Annotated in this window: 13 protein-coding genes; 8 read left to right on the top strand and 5 right to left on the bottom strand. The window is 66.0% G+C overall.

The genetic code is table 11. The features are described 5' to 3' along the window. Window positions 1–161 precede the first annotated feature (161 nt). The 3 genes from CXR03_RS12275 to CXR03_RS12265 all read left to right on the top strand — a co-directional run bounded on the left by CXR03_RS12275 (window position 162) and on the right by CXR03_RS12265 (window position 3,352). Window positions 162–1,538, top strand: coding sequence for a polysaccharide pyruvyl transferase family protein (locus CXR03_RS12275; protein WP_104103984.1), 1,377 nt, complete (start codon window positions 162–164; stop codon window positions 1,536–1,538). A 64-nt stretch (window positions 1,539–1,602) separates the two neighbouring features. Continuing rightward, window positions 1,603–2,082 carry a pantetheine-phosphate adenylyltransferase gene (gene coaD, locus CXR03_RS12270; RefSeq protein ID WP_104053817.1) on the top strand — a complete coding sequence of 160 codons (480 nt, stop codon included), beginning with the start codon at window positions 1,603–1,605 and terminating at the stop codon, window positions 2,080–2,082. A 4-nt stretch (window positions 2,083–2,086) separates the two neighbouring features. Then, window positions 2,087–3,352, top strand: coding sequence for a polysaccharide pyruvyl transferase family protein (locus CXR03_RS12265; RefSeq protein ID WP_146070502.1), 1,266 nt, complete (start codon window positions 2,087–2,089; stop codon window positions 3,350–3,352). On the opposite strand, the gene CXR03_RS12260 is transcribed toward CXR03_RS12265, so the two are convergent. Continuing rightward, window positions 3,349–3,993: a YdcF family protein gene (locus CXR03_RS12260; protein ID WP_104103982.1), complete on the bottom strand. Its 645-nt coding sequence runs from the start codon at window positions 3,991–3,993 to the stop codon at window positions 3,349–3,351. The genes CXR03_RS12265 and CXR03_RS12260 overlap by 4 nt on opposite strands. A gap of 213 nt (window positions 3,994–4,206) precedes the next feature. Here CXR03_RS12260 and CXR03_RS12255 point away from each other — a divergent pair, with 213 nt between their 5' ends. From CXR03_RS12255 to mutM, 4 genes are all read left to right on the top strand, one after another. Beyond that, window positions 4,207–4,773 (top strand): DUF177 domain-containing protein, encoded by a 567-nt coding sequence (locus CXR03_RS12255; RefSeq protein ID WP_104053820.1) that lies wholly within the window; start codon window positions 4,207–4,209, stop codon window positions 4,771–4,773. A 2-nt stretch (window positions 4,774–4,775) separates the two neighbouring features. Then, a complete protein-coding gene (gene rpmF / locus CXR03_RS12250) occupies window positions 4,776–4,979 on the top strand; it encodes a 50S ribosomal protein L32 (RefSeq protein ID WP_055240805.1) in 204 nt (67 codons plus the stop codon). Between the two features lie 72 nt (window positions 4,980–5,051). Then, complete coding sequence (rnc, locus tag CXR03_RS12245; protein ID WP_104103981.1) at window positions 5,052–5,753, top strand: ribonuclease III; 702 nt, start codon at window positions 5,052–5,054, stop codon at window positions 5,751–5,753. A 4-nt stretch (window positions 5,754–5,757) separates the two neighbouring features. Further along, a complete protein-coding gene (mutM, locus tag CXR03_RS12240; RefSeq protein WP_104103980.1) occupies window positions 5,758–6,744 on the top strand; it encodes a bifunctional DNA-formamidopyrimidine glycosylase/DNA-(apurinic or apyrimidinic site) lyase in 987 nt (328 codons plus the stop codon). A gap of 338 nt (window positions 6,745–7,082) precedes the next feature. On the opposite strand, the gene CXR03_RS12235 is transcribed toward mutM, so the two are convergent. From CXR03_RS12235 to CXR03_RS12220, 4 genes are all read right to left on the bottom strand, one after another. Next, window positions 7,083–7,901 (bottom strand): serine hydrolase, encoded by an 819-nt coding sequence (locus CXR03_RS12235; protein ID WP_104103979.1) that lies wholly within the window; start codon window positions 7,899–7,901, stop codon window positions 7,083–7,085. 64 nt (window positions 7,902–7,965) lie between these two features. Continuing rightward, a complete protein-coding gene (locus tag CXR03_RS12230) occupies window positions 7,966–8,994 on the bottom strand; it encodes an NAD(P)-dependent oxidoreductase (RefSeq protein WP_104103978.1) in 1,029 nt (342 codons plus the stop codon). Further along, window positions 8,991–11,648, bottom strand: a complete 2,658-nt coding sequence (locus tag CXR03_RS12225) for an alpha/beta fold hydrolase (RefSeq protein ID WP_104103977.1) — start codon at window positions 11,646–11,648, stop codon at window positions 8,991–8,993. The genes CXR03_RS12230 and CXR03_RS12225 overlap by 4 nt, the downstream gene beginning before the upstream one ends. Continuing rightward, window positions 11,642–12,670 (bottom strand): 3-oxoacyl-ACP synthase III, encoded by a 1,029-nt coding sequence (locus CXR03_RS12220; protein ID WP_104104132.1) that lies wholly within the window; start codon window positions 12,668–12,670, stop codon window positions 11,642–11,644. The genes CXR03_RS12225 and CXR03_RS12220 overlap by 7 nt, the downstream gene beginning before the upstream one ends. 215 nt (window positions 12,671–12,885) lie before the next feature. Between CXR03_RS12220 and smc the strand changes: the two genes are divergently transcribed. Further along, the gene (gene smc / locus CXR03_RS12215) at window positions 12,886–16,500 is read left to right on the top strand and encodes a chromosome segregation protein SMC (protein ID WP_181034569.1); all 3,615 of its coding nucleotides are present in this window, start codon (window positions 12,886–12,888) and stop codon (window positions 16,498–16,500) included.

Below are 16,500 nucleotides of genomic sequence, written 5' to 3'. Positions count from 1 at the left end.
AATGGCCTCGCAGAGGGATAACAGGGCGGCGGCAAGCAACGTCAAGGAGAAATGCGTTGATAAAGTGATCTTGAGGTAATGTCTAAGTTGATAAACAGTAGCAGTCTCAGTATATCTACCGTCATGCTATCCTAGCCGAGTTTCATTAGACAGGGTTACGAATGCCAGCCCCAAAAGTACATGTTGATAATATTATTTCATGCCTCAAGCAATCGGCTGAAATCGCTGATGTATGCACCAGCGTGTGGGCCTATAAAGCCAATACGGCCGTAATTGAGTTCGAGAGCAAAGAACTTAAATTCGCATTGGATTTAACCTACATTCAGGGGGGGTTTGTAGGTAGCGTACTAGGGCGAAGCGATCCGGCTCGGAGAACGCTGAGGAACGCTCTTGTTGGTACGTATGAAATGGCTAAGGCTGGCGGCGAAAGACATATACTCGGGGAGATTCCCCTATCTCAGGACTTGCCTTATATTGCTGCAGTGAAATGTCATGAATGGCTCACCCGTGTTATTGGGTTAATCGGTAACCAATTATATATCTCCGATTCCCATATGGAGGCCGACTGTATCAATGCGCTTTGGTGGGATAAGAAACCGAATTTTGGTGATGCAATTGGTCCATGGTTGATCTCGAAGATAGCAAACAAGAGTCCGATTAACGGGCACGGAAGGAAATTGTCTAGCCCGCCCTTGATGACGGTTGGTTCCATACTCAACTTAATAGAGCGGGACGAAACCGTAGTGTGGGGCACCGGACTGATGGGTCCCCTTTCGGATGCAGCAGTGCAGCAGCTAAGTACATTCGAGAACGTTTCCGTCCGTGCAGTCCGGGGCCGGTTAACGAGGGATGAGGTTGTGGAGAAGTTGGGGTGGGAGGTGCCTGAGGTCTTTGGTGATCCAGGTCTTTTGCTGCCTCGATTCCTCCCGATTCCGAAAGGGCGCGAGCAGAAAGACTTAGTCGCAGTCGTACCGCACTACCTGCATATGGACTATTTCAAGCAGTTGGAGTCTAATTCGGTACGTGTGTTGGATGTTCAGGATGGATTGGAGCGCGTCGTTCGACAAATTGCCACCGCACGCGTCTGCTTATCCACGTCACTACATGGAGTAATCATCGCCCAGGCCTACGGGGTTCCATGGGTTTGGGTCCGTGTTGAGGACCACAAATTGGGTGGGGATACTTTCAAATTCGAGGATTTCTTTAGCACGTTAGATGTCTCGGCTGTGAGGTCCGTCGATGTGGCCAAGGACGATATTGCTGCGTTCGACGTCCACGCTGTCGCAGATGCCGCAGCTCTTCCCGAGTTGCAAATTTCCCTTGATGCGCTCCTGTTATCGTTTCCGCTCATGGCACAGGTGGGTGTGTCCAGCAAGGAAACGCCTCATTCGAGTACCACTCCGCAGGGTGTGGAGGAAGTAGAAGTGCCTGAAGATATCGTCAGCTACGTTGAAAATCTCTTGCAGAAAATCGATACGATCGCTGGAGAACTAGCAGAGCAACGCCGGTTGCTCGAACAGTTGGCGAAAACTCACTAGATAAATTTCGGTGTTCGTCTATGAACGGGCGCCTATTGCCCGTTACACCGGGTAGATTCGACCTATGCGACGCGCTGTATGCCCCGGATCCTATGACCCCATCCACAACGGACACGTGGAGGTGATCGCTCGGGCCGCCAGCCTGTTCGATGAAGTCCTCGTAGCGGTGTCCACCAATTACGCCAAGAAGTACCGTTTTTCCGGGCCGGAACGGCTGGCTATGGCGCGTGAAACCCTCGGCGGGCTGCGCGGCGTGTCGGTGGTGCCGATGGGGGAGGGCCTGCTGGCGGACTTCTGCCGCGAACACGGCGTGAACGCCATTGTGAAGGGCCTGCGGTCGGTGCAGGACTACCAGTACGAGCTGCCGATGGCTGTCATGAACCGACACCTAACCGGCATCGAGACCGTGTTCCTGCCGGCCGAAAGCCGCTACACGCATCTCTCATCGACCCTGATCAAGGAAGTCTCCTCCCTGGGCGGTGACGTTTCGGAACTGGTGCCCCGCGCCGCGTATCGCCGGCTATACCAGGAACAGGGCGCTTAGCGGCATGCCGCCGAGGGTCCGCCCGCTCTTCCCGCCCGGGCAGACACCGGAACCCGTGGTCTTCGAGCTGGAATTCCCGGAACTGGCTGGCTCCGGGACGGCGGGCGTCCGGCTTGCGTTGGAGCTCATTGAACTGAACGACGGCGCCGGCGGTCCGCGCACAGCTGTTTCCGTCCGTGCCGTTTCCGTCCGTGCCGTTTCCAGGGCCGGCGGGGGAACGGAAAGCCTGTCACCGGATGCCGTCCCCGGCGCGACGCTCCTCCGTAATGCCTTGCTGGGCGAAGCCGACCTCATCCGTGACGAGGAGTCCCCGGCGGGACCCGGCATCGAGCGCCACCTGATGTCCAACCTGCCGCCGGATGCCACACCCGAACAGCAGTGGGCGGCACTGGAAGATGTCCGACGGCGGCTCCCGGCCATGCTGGCACCGTCGGCCGCTGTGGCGTCCGGTGCCCGGGAGGTCCCGGAGGGCTGCGTCAACCTGCTGTGGTGGGATGAGCGCCCGAACTTTGGCGACGCCGTCGGCCCCTGGCTGGTCCGGCAGATCAGCGGCCTGAAACCGGTCAACGGGTGGCGGCGGCAGCTTAACGTTCCGCCGCTGGTCACCGTGGGTTCCACGGCGGGCTGGCTGGAACAGGACGGCACCCGGGTGTGGGGTGCGGGCCTGATGCGGACGCCGGAGCCCGCGGTAATTGAACGCCTGGCCGGACTGCACGAGGTTCGGGTCCATGCCGTGCGCGGCGCACTCACCGCCGCCGAGCTGCGTTCGCAGCTGGGCTGGACAGTCCCTGAAGTTTACGGCGATCCTGCGCTGCTGCTGCCACGCTTCCTAACGGTGCCGGACGGGCAGCCGTCCCAAGGGAAGGTGGCGGTGGTTCCGCATGTGGATCACCGCGGACTGTTCGCGGATGCGCAGGAAACGGGCGCTCATGTTGTGGATGCCAGGCAGGGGATGGAACAGGTGGTTCGGGAGATCGCCGGATCCCGGTCCTGCATCTCCAGCTCGCTGCACGGGATCATTGTGGCGCAGGCCTACGGGGTGCCGTGGGTCTGGGTGCGAATCAGCGACGCCGTGATTGCAGGGGATACCTTCAAATTCCGGGACTTCTTCACCACCCTGGAGGAATCCGCCGTCACCCGCGTGGACGTTACCGCCGCCCAGGCCCGCACGCTGGATCCGGTGCGTCTTGCCCGCCGTGCGTCTCTGCCGCGGCTGCGCATTTCCCTGGATGTGCTGCAGGACGCTTTTCCGTTGCCGCGGCCGGCTTAGATTGCGCTGGCGCAGGCCGGGCGCAGCAGTGCGGCCGCCAGCCCGCCGGTTTCCTCCACGAACCTGTCCAGCCACTGCTTGGCCGACAGATCCGGTTCCGACGCCACCATGGTGAGCTTCGCCGTCGTGCATTGGCTGATGTTGGTTTCCGCCCGCAGCAGGTGATAGCGCGAGGTGACCACAATGAGCTCGTCCCAGCCGTTGTCCGCGGCCAGGCGGGCGACGGCGCGGGCCTCGCCGCGCGTGGTCATGGGCTCGGGGAAGAAACAGGTCACGGCGGCGCTGGCGGGATCCTCGGTGACCGTGTCACCGGCCATGTAGTCGCAGTACTGATCAGTGGTCACGTTCCCCGGGGTCTCCGTGCTGGAGAGCACCAGTTCCGGAGCTGCGCCCTCGCGGATCAGCTCGCGCCCCACCGGAAAGCGCTCGGAGGCTGCGCCGGCAAGGACCACCACGGCGTCGGCCTTTCCCGGGCTGCCTGCGGAAGCGGCCTGCGGATAGAAGAAGAGGTTGGCGGCGGCGAAAAGCCAGATCAGCAGGACCGAAACCACGCCGGCCACCGCCACATCCACGCTCCGGGGAACTCCGCGCTGCAGCCGGAGCACCAGGCGGTGCGGCAGGGCGCGGAGGGAGGACGACATTCCGTCAGCCTATGCGAGCAGGACGTCCGCCGGTAAACCGACTGCCGCTTGGCCTGTAAACTGGAATGAGCAGCCCGTGCCCTGCCCGATTTGGTGCTTGGTGCGGCGCAGTTTGAGAGAATCGGCCGTATCAGGCTAAGATGATATGTCGGTCTATGTTCTACAGGAGTTCTCATTAGCGTTCAGTCGCGGATTAATCCGGGTTCGTCGCCCTTGACCATTAGTGTCAAGGATCTCGGGCGCAGCCCGGGAGTCATGCGGACTATGCATGAACATGTTCCGGCACCGAAGGACTTCGGTGTTGCGCTTATCGGCGTGCCGGAAGGAGCAGATCTCGATCTGGACCTGAGGTTCGAAGCCGTGCACGAGGGGATTTTAGTATCCGGAACCGTCATCGCTCCCGTTCAGGGAGAATGCGGACGGTGCCTGAAGCCCATCGCGTACGACGAAGAAGTCGATGTGCAGGAACTCTTCTACTACGAGGACGCTGAGTCTTTCGGAACAGAAGAGGAAGAAGAGCAACACCGGATCGAGCGAGATGTCATCGATCTTGAGCCGGTTTTGCGGGACGCAGTGGTCACCACCCTGCCGTTCCAGCCGGTGTGCCGGGAGGACTGCGAAGGCCTTTGCTCCGAATGCGGAGCGCGCCTTGAGGAGGATCCGGGTCACCACCACCAAACAGTGGATCCTCGCTGGGCAGCCCTCTCCGGGCTGGCTGGCAGCGCCGCAGACAATTCTGCGGCAACAAGTACAGAGTCAGACGAGAGAGAAGAGAGTTAGTCGTGGCTGTTCCCAAGCGGAAAATGTCCCGCTCGAATACGCGTGCACGCCGGTCCCAGTGGAAGGCAACTGCCCCCAACCTGGTGAAGACCGTTGAGAACGGCCGCGTTACCTACAGCCTGCCTCACCAGGCCAAGGTCGTGACCGACTCAGCTGGTACCGCGCTGTTCCTTGAATACAAGGGCCGCAAGGTAGCGGACGTCTAAAACAGTGTTCCTTTCCCGGTGCGGTCAGCCGGACCGGGACTTGAATACTGCTTTTCGGGTCAGAACCAAAAAGTGAAGAATACTGAAGAGCTTTTGAAGCGTCTCGGTGTCGATATCGACGCCGGGACGCTTCGTCTTGCGCTCACGCACCGCTCCTACGCTTACGAGCAGGGCGGCATCCCCACGAACGAACGCCTCGAGTTCCTGGGTGACTCCATCCTGGGCTTCTCCGTCACCGACGCGCTGTACCGGGACAACCCGGAGCTGTCCGAGGGCGATCTGGCCAAGCGCCGCGCCGCCGTCGTCAGCACCCGTGCTTTGGCCGGTGTGGCCCGCGACCTTGAACTGGGACAGTACATTCTGCTGGGCCAGGGCGAGAAGCTGACCAACGGGCGGGACAAGTCCTCCATTCTGGCGGATACCACCGAAGCCCTGATCGGCGCCGTCTACCTCTGCCACGGGATGGAAACCGCCCGGGCCATGGTGATGCGCCTGATCGGTCCGCTGCTGCGCAACGCCGAGGCCCTGGGCGCCGGCACTGACTGGAAGACCAGCATCCAGGAGATCGCCGCCAGCCGGAAACTCGGTGACATCCACTACGAGGTCACCGGCTCCGGCCCCGACCATTCCCGCAGCTTCGTTGCCGTGCTCCACATCGGCGACAAAGCCTACGGTTCCGGCGTGGGACACTCCAAGAAGGAAGCGGAGCAGGAAGCTGCCGCCGCCACCTGGAAGATCATCTGCCCCTCAGGCAGCACGGCCGCCGGAGCCTAGCTCCGTGCCCGAACTGCCCGAAGTGGAAGTGGTCCGCCGCGGACTGGCCTCATGGGTCCGCGGCCGGACCATCACCGGCGTCGACATCCTCGATCCCCGCTCCGTGCGGCGCCACGCCGCCGGTCCTGAAGACCTGCGCGGCAACCTCGAGGGCGCGGTGGTCACCGACGTCGTGCGCCGCGGCAAATTCCTGTGGATGCCGCTGGTGGAAGCCTCCGTTACTGACGCTGTCCCTGACGGGCACGACGACGGCGTTCCCCGCCTGGCGCTGATGGCGCACCTGGGCATGAGCGGGCAGCTGCTGATGGAAGATCCGCACCTGCCCGACGAGAAACACCTCAAAGTCCGGTTTACGCTCAGCCCCGCGGTGACTGCCGACGGGACCCCCATGCCATCGGAGCTGCGCTTTGTGGACCAGCGGATTTTCGGGGGAGTCTTCCTCACCGACCTGCTGCCGACTCCCGACGGAGCTCCCGGCGGTTTGTCCGAAACTGAGCTGCCGCTGATTCCGGAGGAAGCTGCCCATATTGCCCGCGATCCGCTGGACCCGGCGTTCTCCTTCGACGAGTTTTACGCTCGGCTGCGCAGGCGTCGGACCGGCATCAAGCGTGCCTTGCTGGACCAGGGCCTGATCTCCGGTGTCGGAAACATCTACGCGGACGAGGCCCTCTGGGCTGCGAAGCTGCACTTTGCCCGGCCGACCGACACCATGCGCCGTGCCGACGCGCTGCGCCTGATCGATTCAGCCCGCGATGTCATGACCCGGGCGCTGGCTGCCGGAGGAACCAGCTTCGATTCCCTGTACGTCAACGTCAACGGGGCATCCGGTTACTTCTCGCGGTCCCTGAATGCCTATGGCCGCGAGGGCGAACCCTGTCCCAGGTGTGCCGCCGCCGGGCTCTCCACGCTGATTCGGCGTGATTCGTTCATGAACCGTTCCTCGTACAGCTGCCCGGTCTGCCAGCCGAGGCCCCGGAACGGCCGCTGGTAGGGACCTTTTAGCGGCTGGGCGGCTTCCCGCTGTCTCTTGCTCTGCTGTGGTCCGCCCGCTACTCAGAATCCGTTGTACAGATAACGGGCTTATCAGGCGGACTTAGGCCCGTTATCTGTACAACGGACGCCACCTGCAGCCGGTTTCGATCCTTCGTGCAGATCACGGGGCTTTGAAGAATCCTTCGTGCAGATTCTGGGATCAAACGGGCGAAAATGGCCTGAATGAGCCCGTTAGCTGCACGATGAATTCCGGAGAAGCCGCAATGAGCCCGTTAGCTGCACGAAGGATTCTCCGCCGAGTGCAAGCCACCACTCACCGGCCCTGATCAACCGAGGTCAGGCCCCGCGAAGCTCCGCCAGGACGCCGTCGGTGAACGGCGGCCATACCTCGGCCGCCCAGGGACCGAAGTCCCGGTCCGTCAGGGTGACGGCGGCAGCACCGGCGTCGGGGTCCACCCACAGGAACGTGCCGGACTGGCCGAAGTGCCCGAACGTCTTGGGAGAGCTGTTCGCGCCGGTCCAGTGCGGAGACTTGGAATCGCGGATCTCGAAGCCCAGCCCCCAGTCGTTCTCCTTCTGCCGGCCGAAACCGGGAAGGACACCGGCCAGGCCGGGAAACACCACAGTGGTTGCCTCGGCCAGACGGCCAGGAGTCGTGAGCACCGGGTTCTGCAGCTCGGCGGCGAAACGGGACAGATCGGCCACAGTGGAGACCGCGCCGGCAGCAGGGGAACCCTCCAACGCGGTGGACGTCATACCCAGGGGAGCGAGCACGCCCTCGCGCAGGTACTCCGCCATGGAAATGCCCGTGGCCTCCTCCAGGGTTTCCCCGAGGACTTCAAACCCTGCGTTCGAATACAGCCGCCGGGTGCCCGGTGCGTAGCGGACGGTGCGCTCGGCGAAGTCATACCCGGCCGAATGTGCCAGCAGATGCCGCACGGTGGAACCCTCGGGTCCGGCGGGCTGGTCCAGTTCCAGCGCCCCTTCGTCCAGCGCCACCAGCATGCTGTACGCCGTCAGGAGCTTGGTGACCGAGGCCAGCGGAAAACGCCGCTCAACGTCGCCGGACGCACCGGCCACGCTGCCGTCGGCCAGAATGACGGCGGCGGCGGCATGCTCGACCGGCCAGTTCTCAATAACCTTGACGCTGTCCATGGGGTTCCTCTGCAGTGAAGCGGTCGTGGCGAATGGATCGGTTGGCTGACGCAGCCCGGCGCAGTTAGGCCGCGGCGCCGCCGTAGTGGGCCGCGAGCCGGCGCATACCGTCCTCCACCGTAACCTCCGGCGTCCAGTCCAGCACTTCCCGGGTGCGGCGCTGGTCAAACCAGTGCGACGTGGAGAGCTGCTCGGCGAGGAAACGCGTCATGGGCGGCTCGTCATGCACCAGCCCGCGGGTTCCGGCGGCCAGCCAGGCGCGTTCGATCACGGATCCGGCGCCGCGGGCCAGCCAGCCGGGAACACTCCACGCCGGCGGGGTGACGCCGGCGGCGGTGCAGATGCCCGCCAGCAGTTCTCCCACCGGGCGGGGCTGGCCGTTGGTCACCACCAGCGCCTGTCCGTGTGCGTGGTCCATCCGTTCGAGTCCGCGGACAATGGCCGCCGCGGCGTTGGCAATGTACGTGGTGTCAATCAGCGCGGTGCCGCCGTTAAGCAGCGGCAGCCGGCCGGACCGCGCGCGGTCGATGACCCGCTCCACCAGCTGCGTGTCACCCGGCCCCCACACAATATGCGGGCGGATGGCTCCCACACGGAACGACGGCGAATCCTCCGCCAGCGCAAGCAGCTCGGCCGCGGCCTTGGACCGGGCATAGAAGCCGCGTGCCCTCTCGGGGTCCGCCGTACCTGCACCGGCGCCGGCAATGGGCTCACCGAAATGTGCCACGGACGGAGAGGAGACAAAGACGAAATCCCGGACCCCGGCACTCTTTGCCGCATCGATCAGCGTGCGCGTTCCGGTGATGTTGGTGTCCACGAAGTCCTGCCACTCGCCGGTGAAGGAAACCTTCGCGGCCAGATGCACGACGGCGTCCATCCCCGCCACAGCGCGCGCTGTTGCCGCCGGGTCGGAGACGGAGCCCGCGACGGACTCCATACCAACAGTCCCGCTTCCGGCCATCGGTGTGCGCTGCAGGGTCCGGACCGTATGGCCCTTCTCTGCCAGCAGGCGGGCCACGGCGCCGCCGAGCAGGCCGCTGGCACCGGTCACCAGGACCCGCCGCGGTGCAGCAGGAGTGGGAACAGAGCTCATTTGCGTCCGCCCGTGCCAGGCACCTTGGCGCTTCCTCCGGCCAGGATCGTCTCCGCCCAGCCCGCCAGGGCCGTGCGGTCAATCTTGGAATTGTGCCGGATGTCGGTGGGCATGGCCGGCAGCACCAGGACCGCTGCCAGCTCCAGTCCGGTACCGGTGGCAACAGCTGTCCGCACCGCGGCGGCCAGATCCTGCGGGGCAGTACCGGGACGGCGCACGGGGTCGGTCAGTTCCAGCACGGCCACCGGTACCTGTGCTCCGGCCGGTCCCACGCCGACGACGGCGGCACGGCCCACGGCAGCCACGGACTCCGCGGCCTGTTCGGCGGCGACCGGGGTGACCACGCCGCCGGGCGTTGTCAGGATGTGGCCGAGGCGGCCTTCCACCCAGAGCCGGCCCTGCTCGTCCAGATGCCCGACGTCGCCGGTGCGGTGCCAGCCCGGCAGCGACGAACTCTTGGACTCAGTGATCCACAGCCGGTCGTAACGGTCCTTGACGTGCGGGGCGGAGACCAGGATTTCACCGGTGAGGTTCGGTTCCACCAGCGGTGTGTCGCCAACGGTTCCGTCGGGCGACAGGGCGGCAATGGCCACCTGCGCTTCGGACACCGGGGTGCCCACGCAGACACCGTTGCCGGCACCGGCGGCCCGGATTTCGTCCAGGCTAATGTCGGTCACCGGCAGTGCTTCGGTCATTCCGTACGGGGTGTGCAGCTCGGCGTTGGGCGTCAGAGCGGAGACCCGTGCCAGCAGCGGTTCGGGAATGGGCGCTCCGGCGGAGAGCAGCAGTTCCACCTGCTGCAGTGCCTTGCGCTGGTCCTCGGTCAGGTCCCCGGAGGTGGCCAGCACATTTCCCAGAGCCGCGGGAGACGCGAACACGGTGGTCGCGTTGACGGCGGCAGCGGCGTCGGCCAAAGCAGCAGCGGTGAGGGTGCGCGGCGAGGTGACGTCCATGTCCGGGGTGACGGACGTGGCACCCAGCGCCGGACCCAGCAGGGCAAAGGGCGCAAACCCGGCCACCAGCGAAGTGCCGGCCTGCAGGTTGTAGGTGTTCTTCAGGGCATCGCGCATGGCGGTGAGTTGACGGTGCGTGTACACCACGCCCTTGGCCGGGCCCGTGGAGCCGGACGTGAAGAGCACGGCGGCGTCGGCGTCGGGATCGGTGCGCAGCCACGGCTCGTCGGAGTCCAAGACGCCCGTGGCGTCCTTGCCGGCGGCGATCAGTTCGGGCACGGAGTGCTTGACGCCCAGCAGCCGGGCCTTGGCGGGGGACAGCGTTTCGGCGCTGATCCGGATGCCCGGCCAGCCAAAAAGACGCGCACCGGTCAGGGCACGTTCGATACCGATGATGTATGCCGGTCCGGCGCCCTTGATGGCGCGGCTCATGCCCTTGGTGCCCAGTCCGGCGTCGGCGACCACGATGACGGCGCCCAGCCGCAGGCAGGCATAAATCAGCGAGGTCAGTTCAATGCCCGGCGGCACGAGCAGGTTGACGCGGTTCCCGGCGCGGACGCCGGCGGCGGACAGGCCGGCGGCCAGCTGGTTGACCCGGGCTGCGAGCTCCGCCCAGGACAGGGTGGCCGGCGGAGTGCCGGCCGGTGCGCCCAGCGGGGCCATGTCGACGACGGCGGGGGAGGAGTCGCCGTCGCGCTCGTCCAGTTCGGCCAGCATGGGGCGGAAGACGGACAGGCCGGCAACATTGCGGCTGCGGATTTCCCGGTTTTCGGTGCCCGGGCCCTTCTCCAGCCAGCTGAAGACGGGCGCGGTGATGTCCACGTCTTCGGGCAGCAGGTGGCTGGCTCCTTCAAAGCGGTGCACGTCGGCCTGGGGCAGGCGGTCCATCAGGTCCCGGAGGTAGCGGTCCGAGAACACCGGGTCCTTGGGTCCCCACAGCAGCAACGCGGGCACGTCCAGGCGCTTGATGCCGTCGGCCACCCGGTTCAGGGTGCGCCAGCTCGGATGCGTGGAATCGGCCGGGATATCGGCGACAAAGTTGGCGACGCCCTCCCGGCGGGCGGAGCCGCGGTACGGTGCGGCGAAGGCGGCCCGCACGTTCGGAGCCAGAGCCGGCTGGGCCAGAGAGTGGGTGACGCGGATGAACGCGTCAGTGGTTTGGGTGCCCCAGCCGTGGACGGCCGGATGCAGGGCAAGGCGCAGCGCGGGCGGCACATCGAAGCCGGCAGGATGGACCGCGGTGTTGGTCAGGATGATCCCGGCGAGCTGGCTGCGGTGCTTCAGCGCCCAGCCCAGGGAGATGAGACCGCCCCAGTCATGGCCCACGGTGATGACTTTGCCGGTCAGGCCCAGCGCGTCCGTGAGGTCCCCAAGGTCCGTGATGCGGTCCTCAAGCCGGCGGAAGGCGCCGGTCCGGACGGAGAAGCCCATGTCCAGCTGGTCGACGGCGATGACCCGCCACGGCTGCTGCGCTTCCGAGCCGGCAGCGAGCAGGCTGCGCCAGAGGTAGGACCAGGTGGGGTTTCCATGGACGCACAGCAGGGTGCCGGCGGGTTCGACGCCGCGGGCCGCCAGCTCCGGGCCGTTGTCCAGCACGTGCCACTTGTGAACGGTTTCGGGACGGTCAACGGCCGCCGTCGAGGGCACCTGGACAAAGGAAGACCAGGATTCCGGGACACCGGGCCAGAGCTGCGCTACCACGCAATCTCCATCATGGTGGTGTTCAGGCCCGAGCCCACGCCCATGCACAGCACCCGGTCACCCGGGTTCAGCGTCCGGGCTTCCTGGGCCAGAGTCATCGGCAGTGATGCCGGTCCCACGTTGCCCCAGCGCGGGAATGTGATGGGAACCCGTTCCCGGACCAGATCCACGGCCTTGATGATGGCGTTGGTGTACGAGTTGGAGACCTGGTGGGTGACATAGCGGTCCATGGAACGCCAGTCCCAGCCCTTGTCATCATGGGCCTCGTTCCAGGCGTCCACCACGAGTTCCAGGCCGCCGTCCAGCAGCCCCTTGGTGTCCGTGTACATGCCGTCAACACCGCCCACGCACAGTTCATGGTGCTGGGTGCCGGCCCGGGAAACTCCGCCCACAATGCGGTGCGAGCCCGGATGGTCGTCGGCGCGTCCAATCACAGCGGCAGCGGCGCCGGAGCCCAGGGTCAGCGTGGCGAACTCGCGCAGGTAGTCCTGGCGGGTGGAATCGGGGCTGTTCAGCCGCTTGAAGGTGGCTTCCTGGGTTCCCTGCGCGTCTTCGCCGGCAACAATCAGGGCGTACTTGATCTGGCCGGATTCGATCATGTTCGCGGCCATGGTGATGCCGTTGACGAAGCCCAGGCACGCGTTGGCCAGGTCAAAGTTCAGGGCGGAGGACGGCAGCCCCAGCTGGTGGTGGATTTTCACGGCCACGGAGGGCTCAAGGTTCCGCCGGGTGACCGAGGTGTTAATGAGCAGCCCGATTTCAGACGGTTCGACGCCGGCCTCGGCAATCGCCTTGGCGCCGGCTTCGATGGCGGCGTCGTCAAAATCGGTCCCCGGGGACCACCAGCGCCGTTCACTGACACCGGCCACCCGCTCCAGCAGCCGTTTGGAGAGCCTTAGCCGTTTCAGCGACGGCGCCAGCCGTTCATCGAATTCGGCTGAGGTCATAACTACCGGTGCTTCAACGCTTGTGACGCTGAGAAGAGCCGTGTTGTTGTGCTGGAAGTTGAAGTTCCCGGTCAAAATGCCTGCCTTGTCTCCTGCTGAAGTGATCGCGCTGGCGGGCTGGAGGCAGCCTGCATCCACGGTTTGATTCACTTATTCCTTAGAGAATCCTACGTTCCCCCTGAGGCCAAAGGGACGTGCAGGCCGTGATTACGCTCTGCGAGTACTGCAGTTAAGTCTCAGGCACCAAGTAGATTTAAGGAATCACCCCTCAGTAGGAAAGATTGGCCCCCGTGCATTTGAAGACGCTGACCATGCGTGGATTTAAGTCCTTCGCATCAGCCACCACCTTCGAGTTTGAACCCGGAGTGACTGCCGTGGTGGGGCCCAACGGCTCCGGAAAATCCAACGTGGTGGACGCGCTGGCGTGGGTTATGGGGGAGCAGGGAGCCAAAACCCTGCGCGGCGGGAAGATGGAAGACGTCATCTTTGCCGGCACCAGCGGCCGCCCGGCTCTGGGCCGGGCGCAGGTGTCCCTGACCATCGACAACGCCGACGGCGCCCTGCCGATCGAATACTCGGAAGTCACCATTTCCCGGACCCTGTTCCGCTCCGGCGGCTCCGAATACGCCATCAACGGTGCACCCGCCAGGCTGCTGGACATCCAGGAACTGCTCTCCGATTCCGGCCTGGGACGTGAGATGCATGTCATAGTGGGCCAGGGCCAGCTGGACCGGATCCTGCACGCCGGGGCCGATGAACGCCGCGGGTTCATTGAGGAGGCGGCCGGCATCCTCAAGCACCGCCGCCGGCGGGAAAAAACCGTGCGCAAACTGGACGCCATGCAGGCCAACCTTGCCCGCCTGACTGACCTCACCTCGGAGCTGCGCCGCCAGCTGGGGCCGCTGGGCAAGCAGGCCGCCGTCGCCCGCCGTGCCCGCACCGTGCAGCAGGACGTCCGCGACGCCCGGGCCCGGCTGCTGGCCGATGACCTGGTGACACTGAACAACGCCATGGCCCGCGACGCGGCAGAGGAGGCCGAGCTCCTGGCCCGCCGGGATAAAGCCGCCGCCGCACTGGCTGCCGCCCGGGCCCGCCAAGCAGAGTTGGAGACCCTCGCCGCGCAGGCCACCCCGCAGGTCAATGCCGCCCGGGACACCTGGTATGCGCTGTCTGCCCAGCGGGAACGGTACCTGTCCCTGATCGCTTTGGCACAGGAACGGCGCCGGCTGCTGGGATCCTCGGACCACCGGGAAGACTCCGGACAGGACCCGGAACGGCTGCAGGCGCAGGCCGAGCGGGTCCGCGCCGAGGCCGCCGCGCTGAAGCAGGCAATCGAGGAACGCCGCAGCGCCCTGGCGGAGGCCGAACAAGTCCGTGCTGCAGCGGAGCAGGATGCCGCCGCCGAAGAACAGCGCCTGGCTGCCGTGCTCCGGGCGGCAGCGGACCGGCGCGAAGGCCTGGCCCGGCTCGCCGGCGCCGTGGGCTCGGCCCGCTCCCGGGTGGATTCCGCCGAAGCGGAGCTGGGCCGGCTGCGTGCTTCCATCAGCGCCGGAGAGGAGCGCCGCCGGCAGGCGCAGCAGGAATTCACCGCGCTGGAGAACTCCGCAGCGGGCGCTGAGGAGAGCGAAGAGAGCCTGGACGCCGAGTACGAAGAAGCGCAGGCCGAACTGGACCAGGCCACCGCTGCACTGGAGGAGCTGCGCCGCACCAAGCAGGAGGCCGACCGGGAACGGGAAACCCTGACCGCCCGCCGCGACGCCCTGCGGGTTGGCCTGGACCGCCGGGACGGTTCCGCCATGCTGCTGGACGCCGGCGTGGAGGGCGTGCTGGCCCCGCTCGCCGCGCAGCTCACCGTCCGGCCCGGATATGAACGCGCCGTTACGGCGGCCCTGGGTTCCGCGGCGTCGGCGGTTGCGGTGGCCGATACTGCCGCTGCGGTCCGCGCCCTGGTCCACCTCAAGGAGGCCGACGGCGGGCAGGTGGATGTGGTGCTGGCGTCCGTGCCGGCGGGGGAGACAGGTGCCGCTTCCCGGCGGCCCGCACCGGTTGAGGGAGCGGTCTGGGCCCTGGACGCCGTTGACGCGCCCGAGGAGCTGCGTCCGGCACTCGGGCGGCTGCTGAAGGACACAGTGGTTGTGGCGTCCCTGGCCGATGCGGCCGAGCTGCTGGTGGAGCATCCCGAACTCACCGCCGTGACGTCCGGCGGGGACGTTCTGTCGGTGTTTTCCGGCCGGGGCGGGTCCGCCTCAGCCCCGGGGCTGCTTGAACTGCAGGCCGCCGTGGAGGAAACCGAGGCGCGGATCCGGGCTGCCGCGGCCCGGTCCGAACAGGCCGGGTTTGCCCTGGCCGGAGCCGTGGCCCGTCGGAACGCCGCTAAGCAGCGCACCGATGAGGCCCTGGCCGGGCTGCATGATTCCGATGCTCGGCTCGCCGCCGTCGCGGAGCGGCTGGGAACGCTGGGTTCGGCGCTGCGCTCCGCCGTGGGTGAATCCGAACGATTGAAGCAGCTCGTCACCGCGGCCGAGGCCAATCTTGCGGCGGAACAGGAAGCACTGGCAGCGGCACGCCTGGCTGCAGCAAGGGAGGCACCGGCTGAGGCGGAACCGTCCACGGAACAGCGCGAGGCCCTGGCGCTCGCCGCAGCGGCTGCCCGGCGGGTGGAAACCGAGGCACGCCTGGCCCTGCGCTCAGCTGAAGAGCAGTACAAAGCTGTGGCCGGCAGGGCAGCAGGCCTGGAACGCGCGGCGGACAGCGAACGCCGTGCCCGCGCCGCCGCAGAGGTGCGCGCCCGCGGCCGTGCCCTGCAGGCCGCGAAGGCCACCGCAGTGGCGGAAGCCGCGCAGGCCGTGCTGGCCTACCTCAACGTGTCGCTGGAAACGGCAGCGGCCGAGCGGGACTCCGCCGAAGCGGTACGCACCGCCTGGGACTCGGAACTGGCGCAGGTCCGGACGGCAGCAGCCAATGCCGCCGCTGAGGTAGCCCGGCTGACCGACTCCGTGCACCGCGATGAACTGGCCCGCGCCCAGCAGCAGCTGCGCGTGGAAGCCGTGGAGACCCGTGCCATCGAGGAGCTGGGGATGACACCGGAACATCTCGTGGCGGAGTTCGGGCCGGACCAGCCGGTCCCGGTGCCGGTCGGCCCGGACCCCGGTGCGGCGGAAGCGTCCGGCGACAAATGGGCTGCCCTGCACGCGCCGGTGGACGAGGACGGAAATCCGCTCACCAGCGGTGTCCCTTACAACCGGGCGGCACAGGAAAAGCGGCTCAAACAGGCCGAACGCGACCTGGCCGCCCTGGGCCGGGTCAATCCGCTGGCCCTGGAGGAGTTTGCCGCACTCGAGGAGCGGCACACGTTCCTCAGCACCCAGCTGGAGGATTTGAAGGCCACCCGCCGGGATCTGCTGGACATCATCAAGGATGTGGACCGGAAAGTGGAGGAAGTCTTCACCGCGGCCTACCGGGATACGGCCGAACAGTTTGAGCGCGTGTTCGCCACCCTGTTTCCGGGCGGTGAGGGCCGGCTGGTCCTGACGGATCCGAGTGACATGCTGACCACCGGCATCGAGATCCAGGCCCGGCCCGCCGGCAAGAAGATCAAGCGGCTGTCGCTGCTCTCCGGCGGGGAGCGGTCCCTGACCGCGGTGGCCCTGCTGGTGGCGATCTTCAAGGCGCGGCCCTCACCGTTCTACGTCATGGACGAGGTGGAGGCGGCGCTGGATGACACCAACCTGGGCCGGCTCATCACCATCTTCGAGGAGCTGAAGGAATCCAGCCAGCTGATCGTCATCACGCATCAGAAGCGGACGATGGAAGTCGCTGATGCACTCTACGGCGTGACGATGCAGGGCGACGGCGTCTCCACCGTGATCAGTCAGCGGCTGGATAAGGACAAGGCTGCCGGCTGA

The organism is Arthrobacter sp. 08Y14 (assembly GCF_002929455.1).
GTDB lineage: Bacteria > Actinomycetota > Actinomycetes > Actinomycetales > Micrococcaceae > Arthrobacter_B > Arthrobacter_B sunyaminii.
The sequence above is the reverse complement of the archived record's forward strand: the minus strand, read 5'-3'. Positions and strand labels throughout refer to the sequence as shown.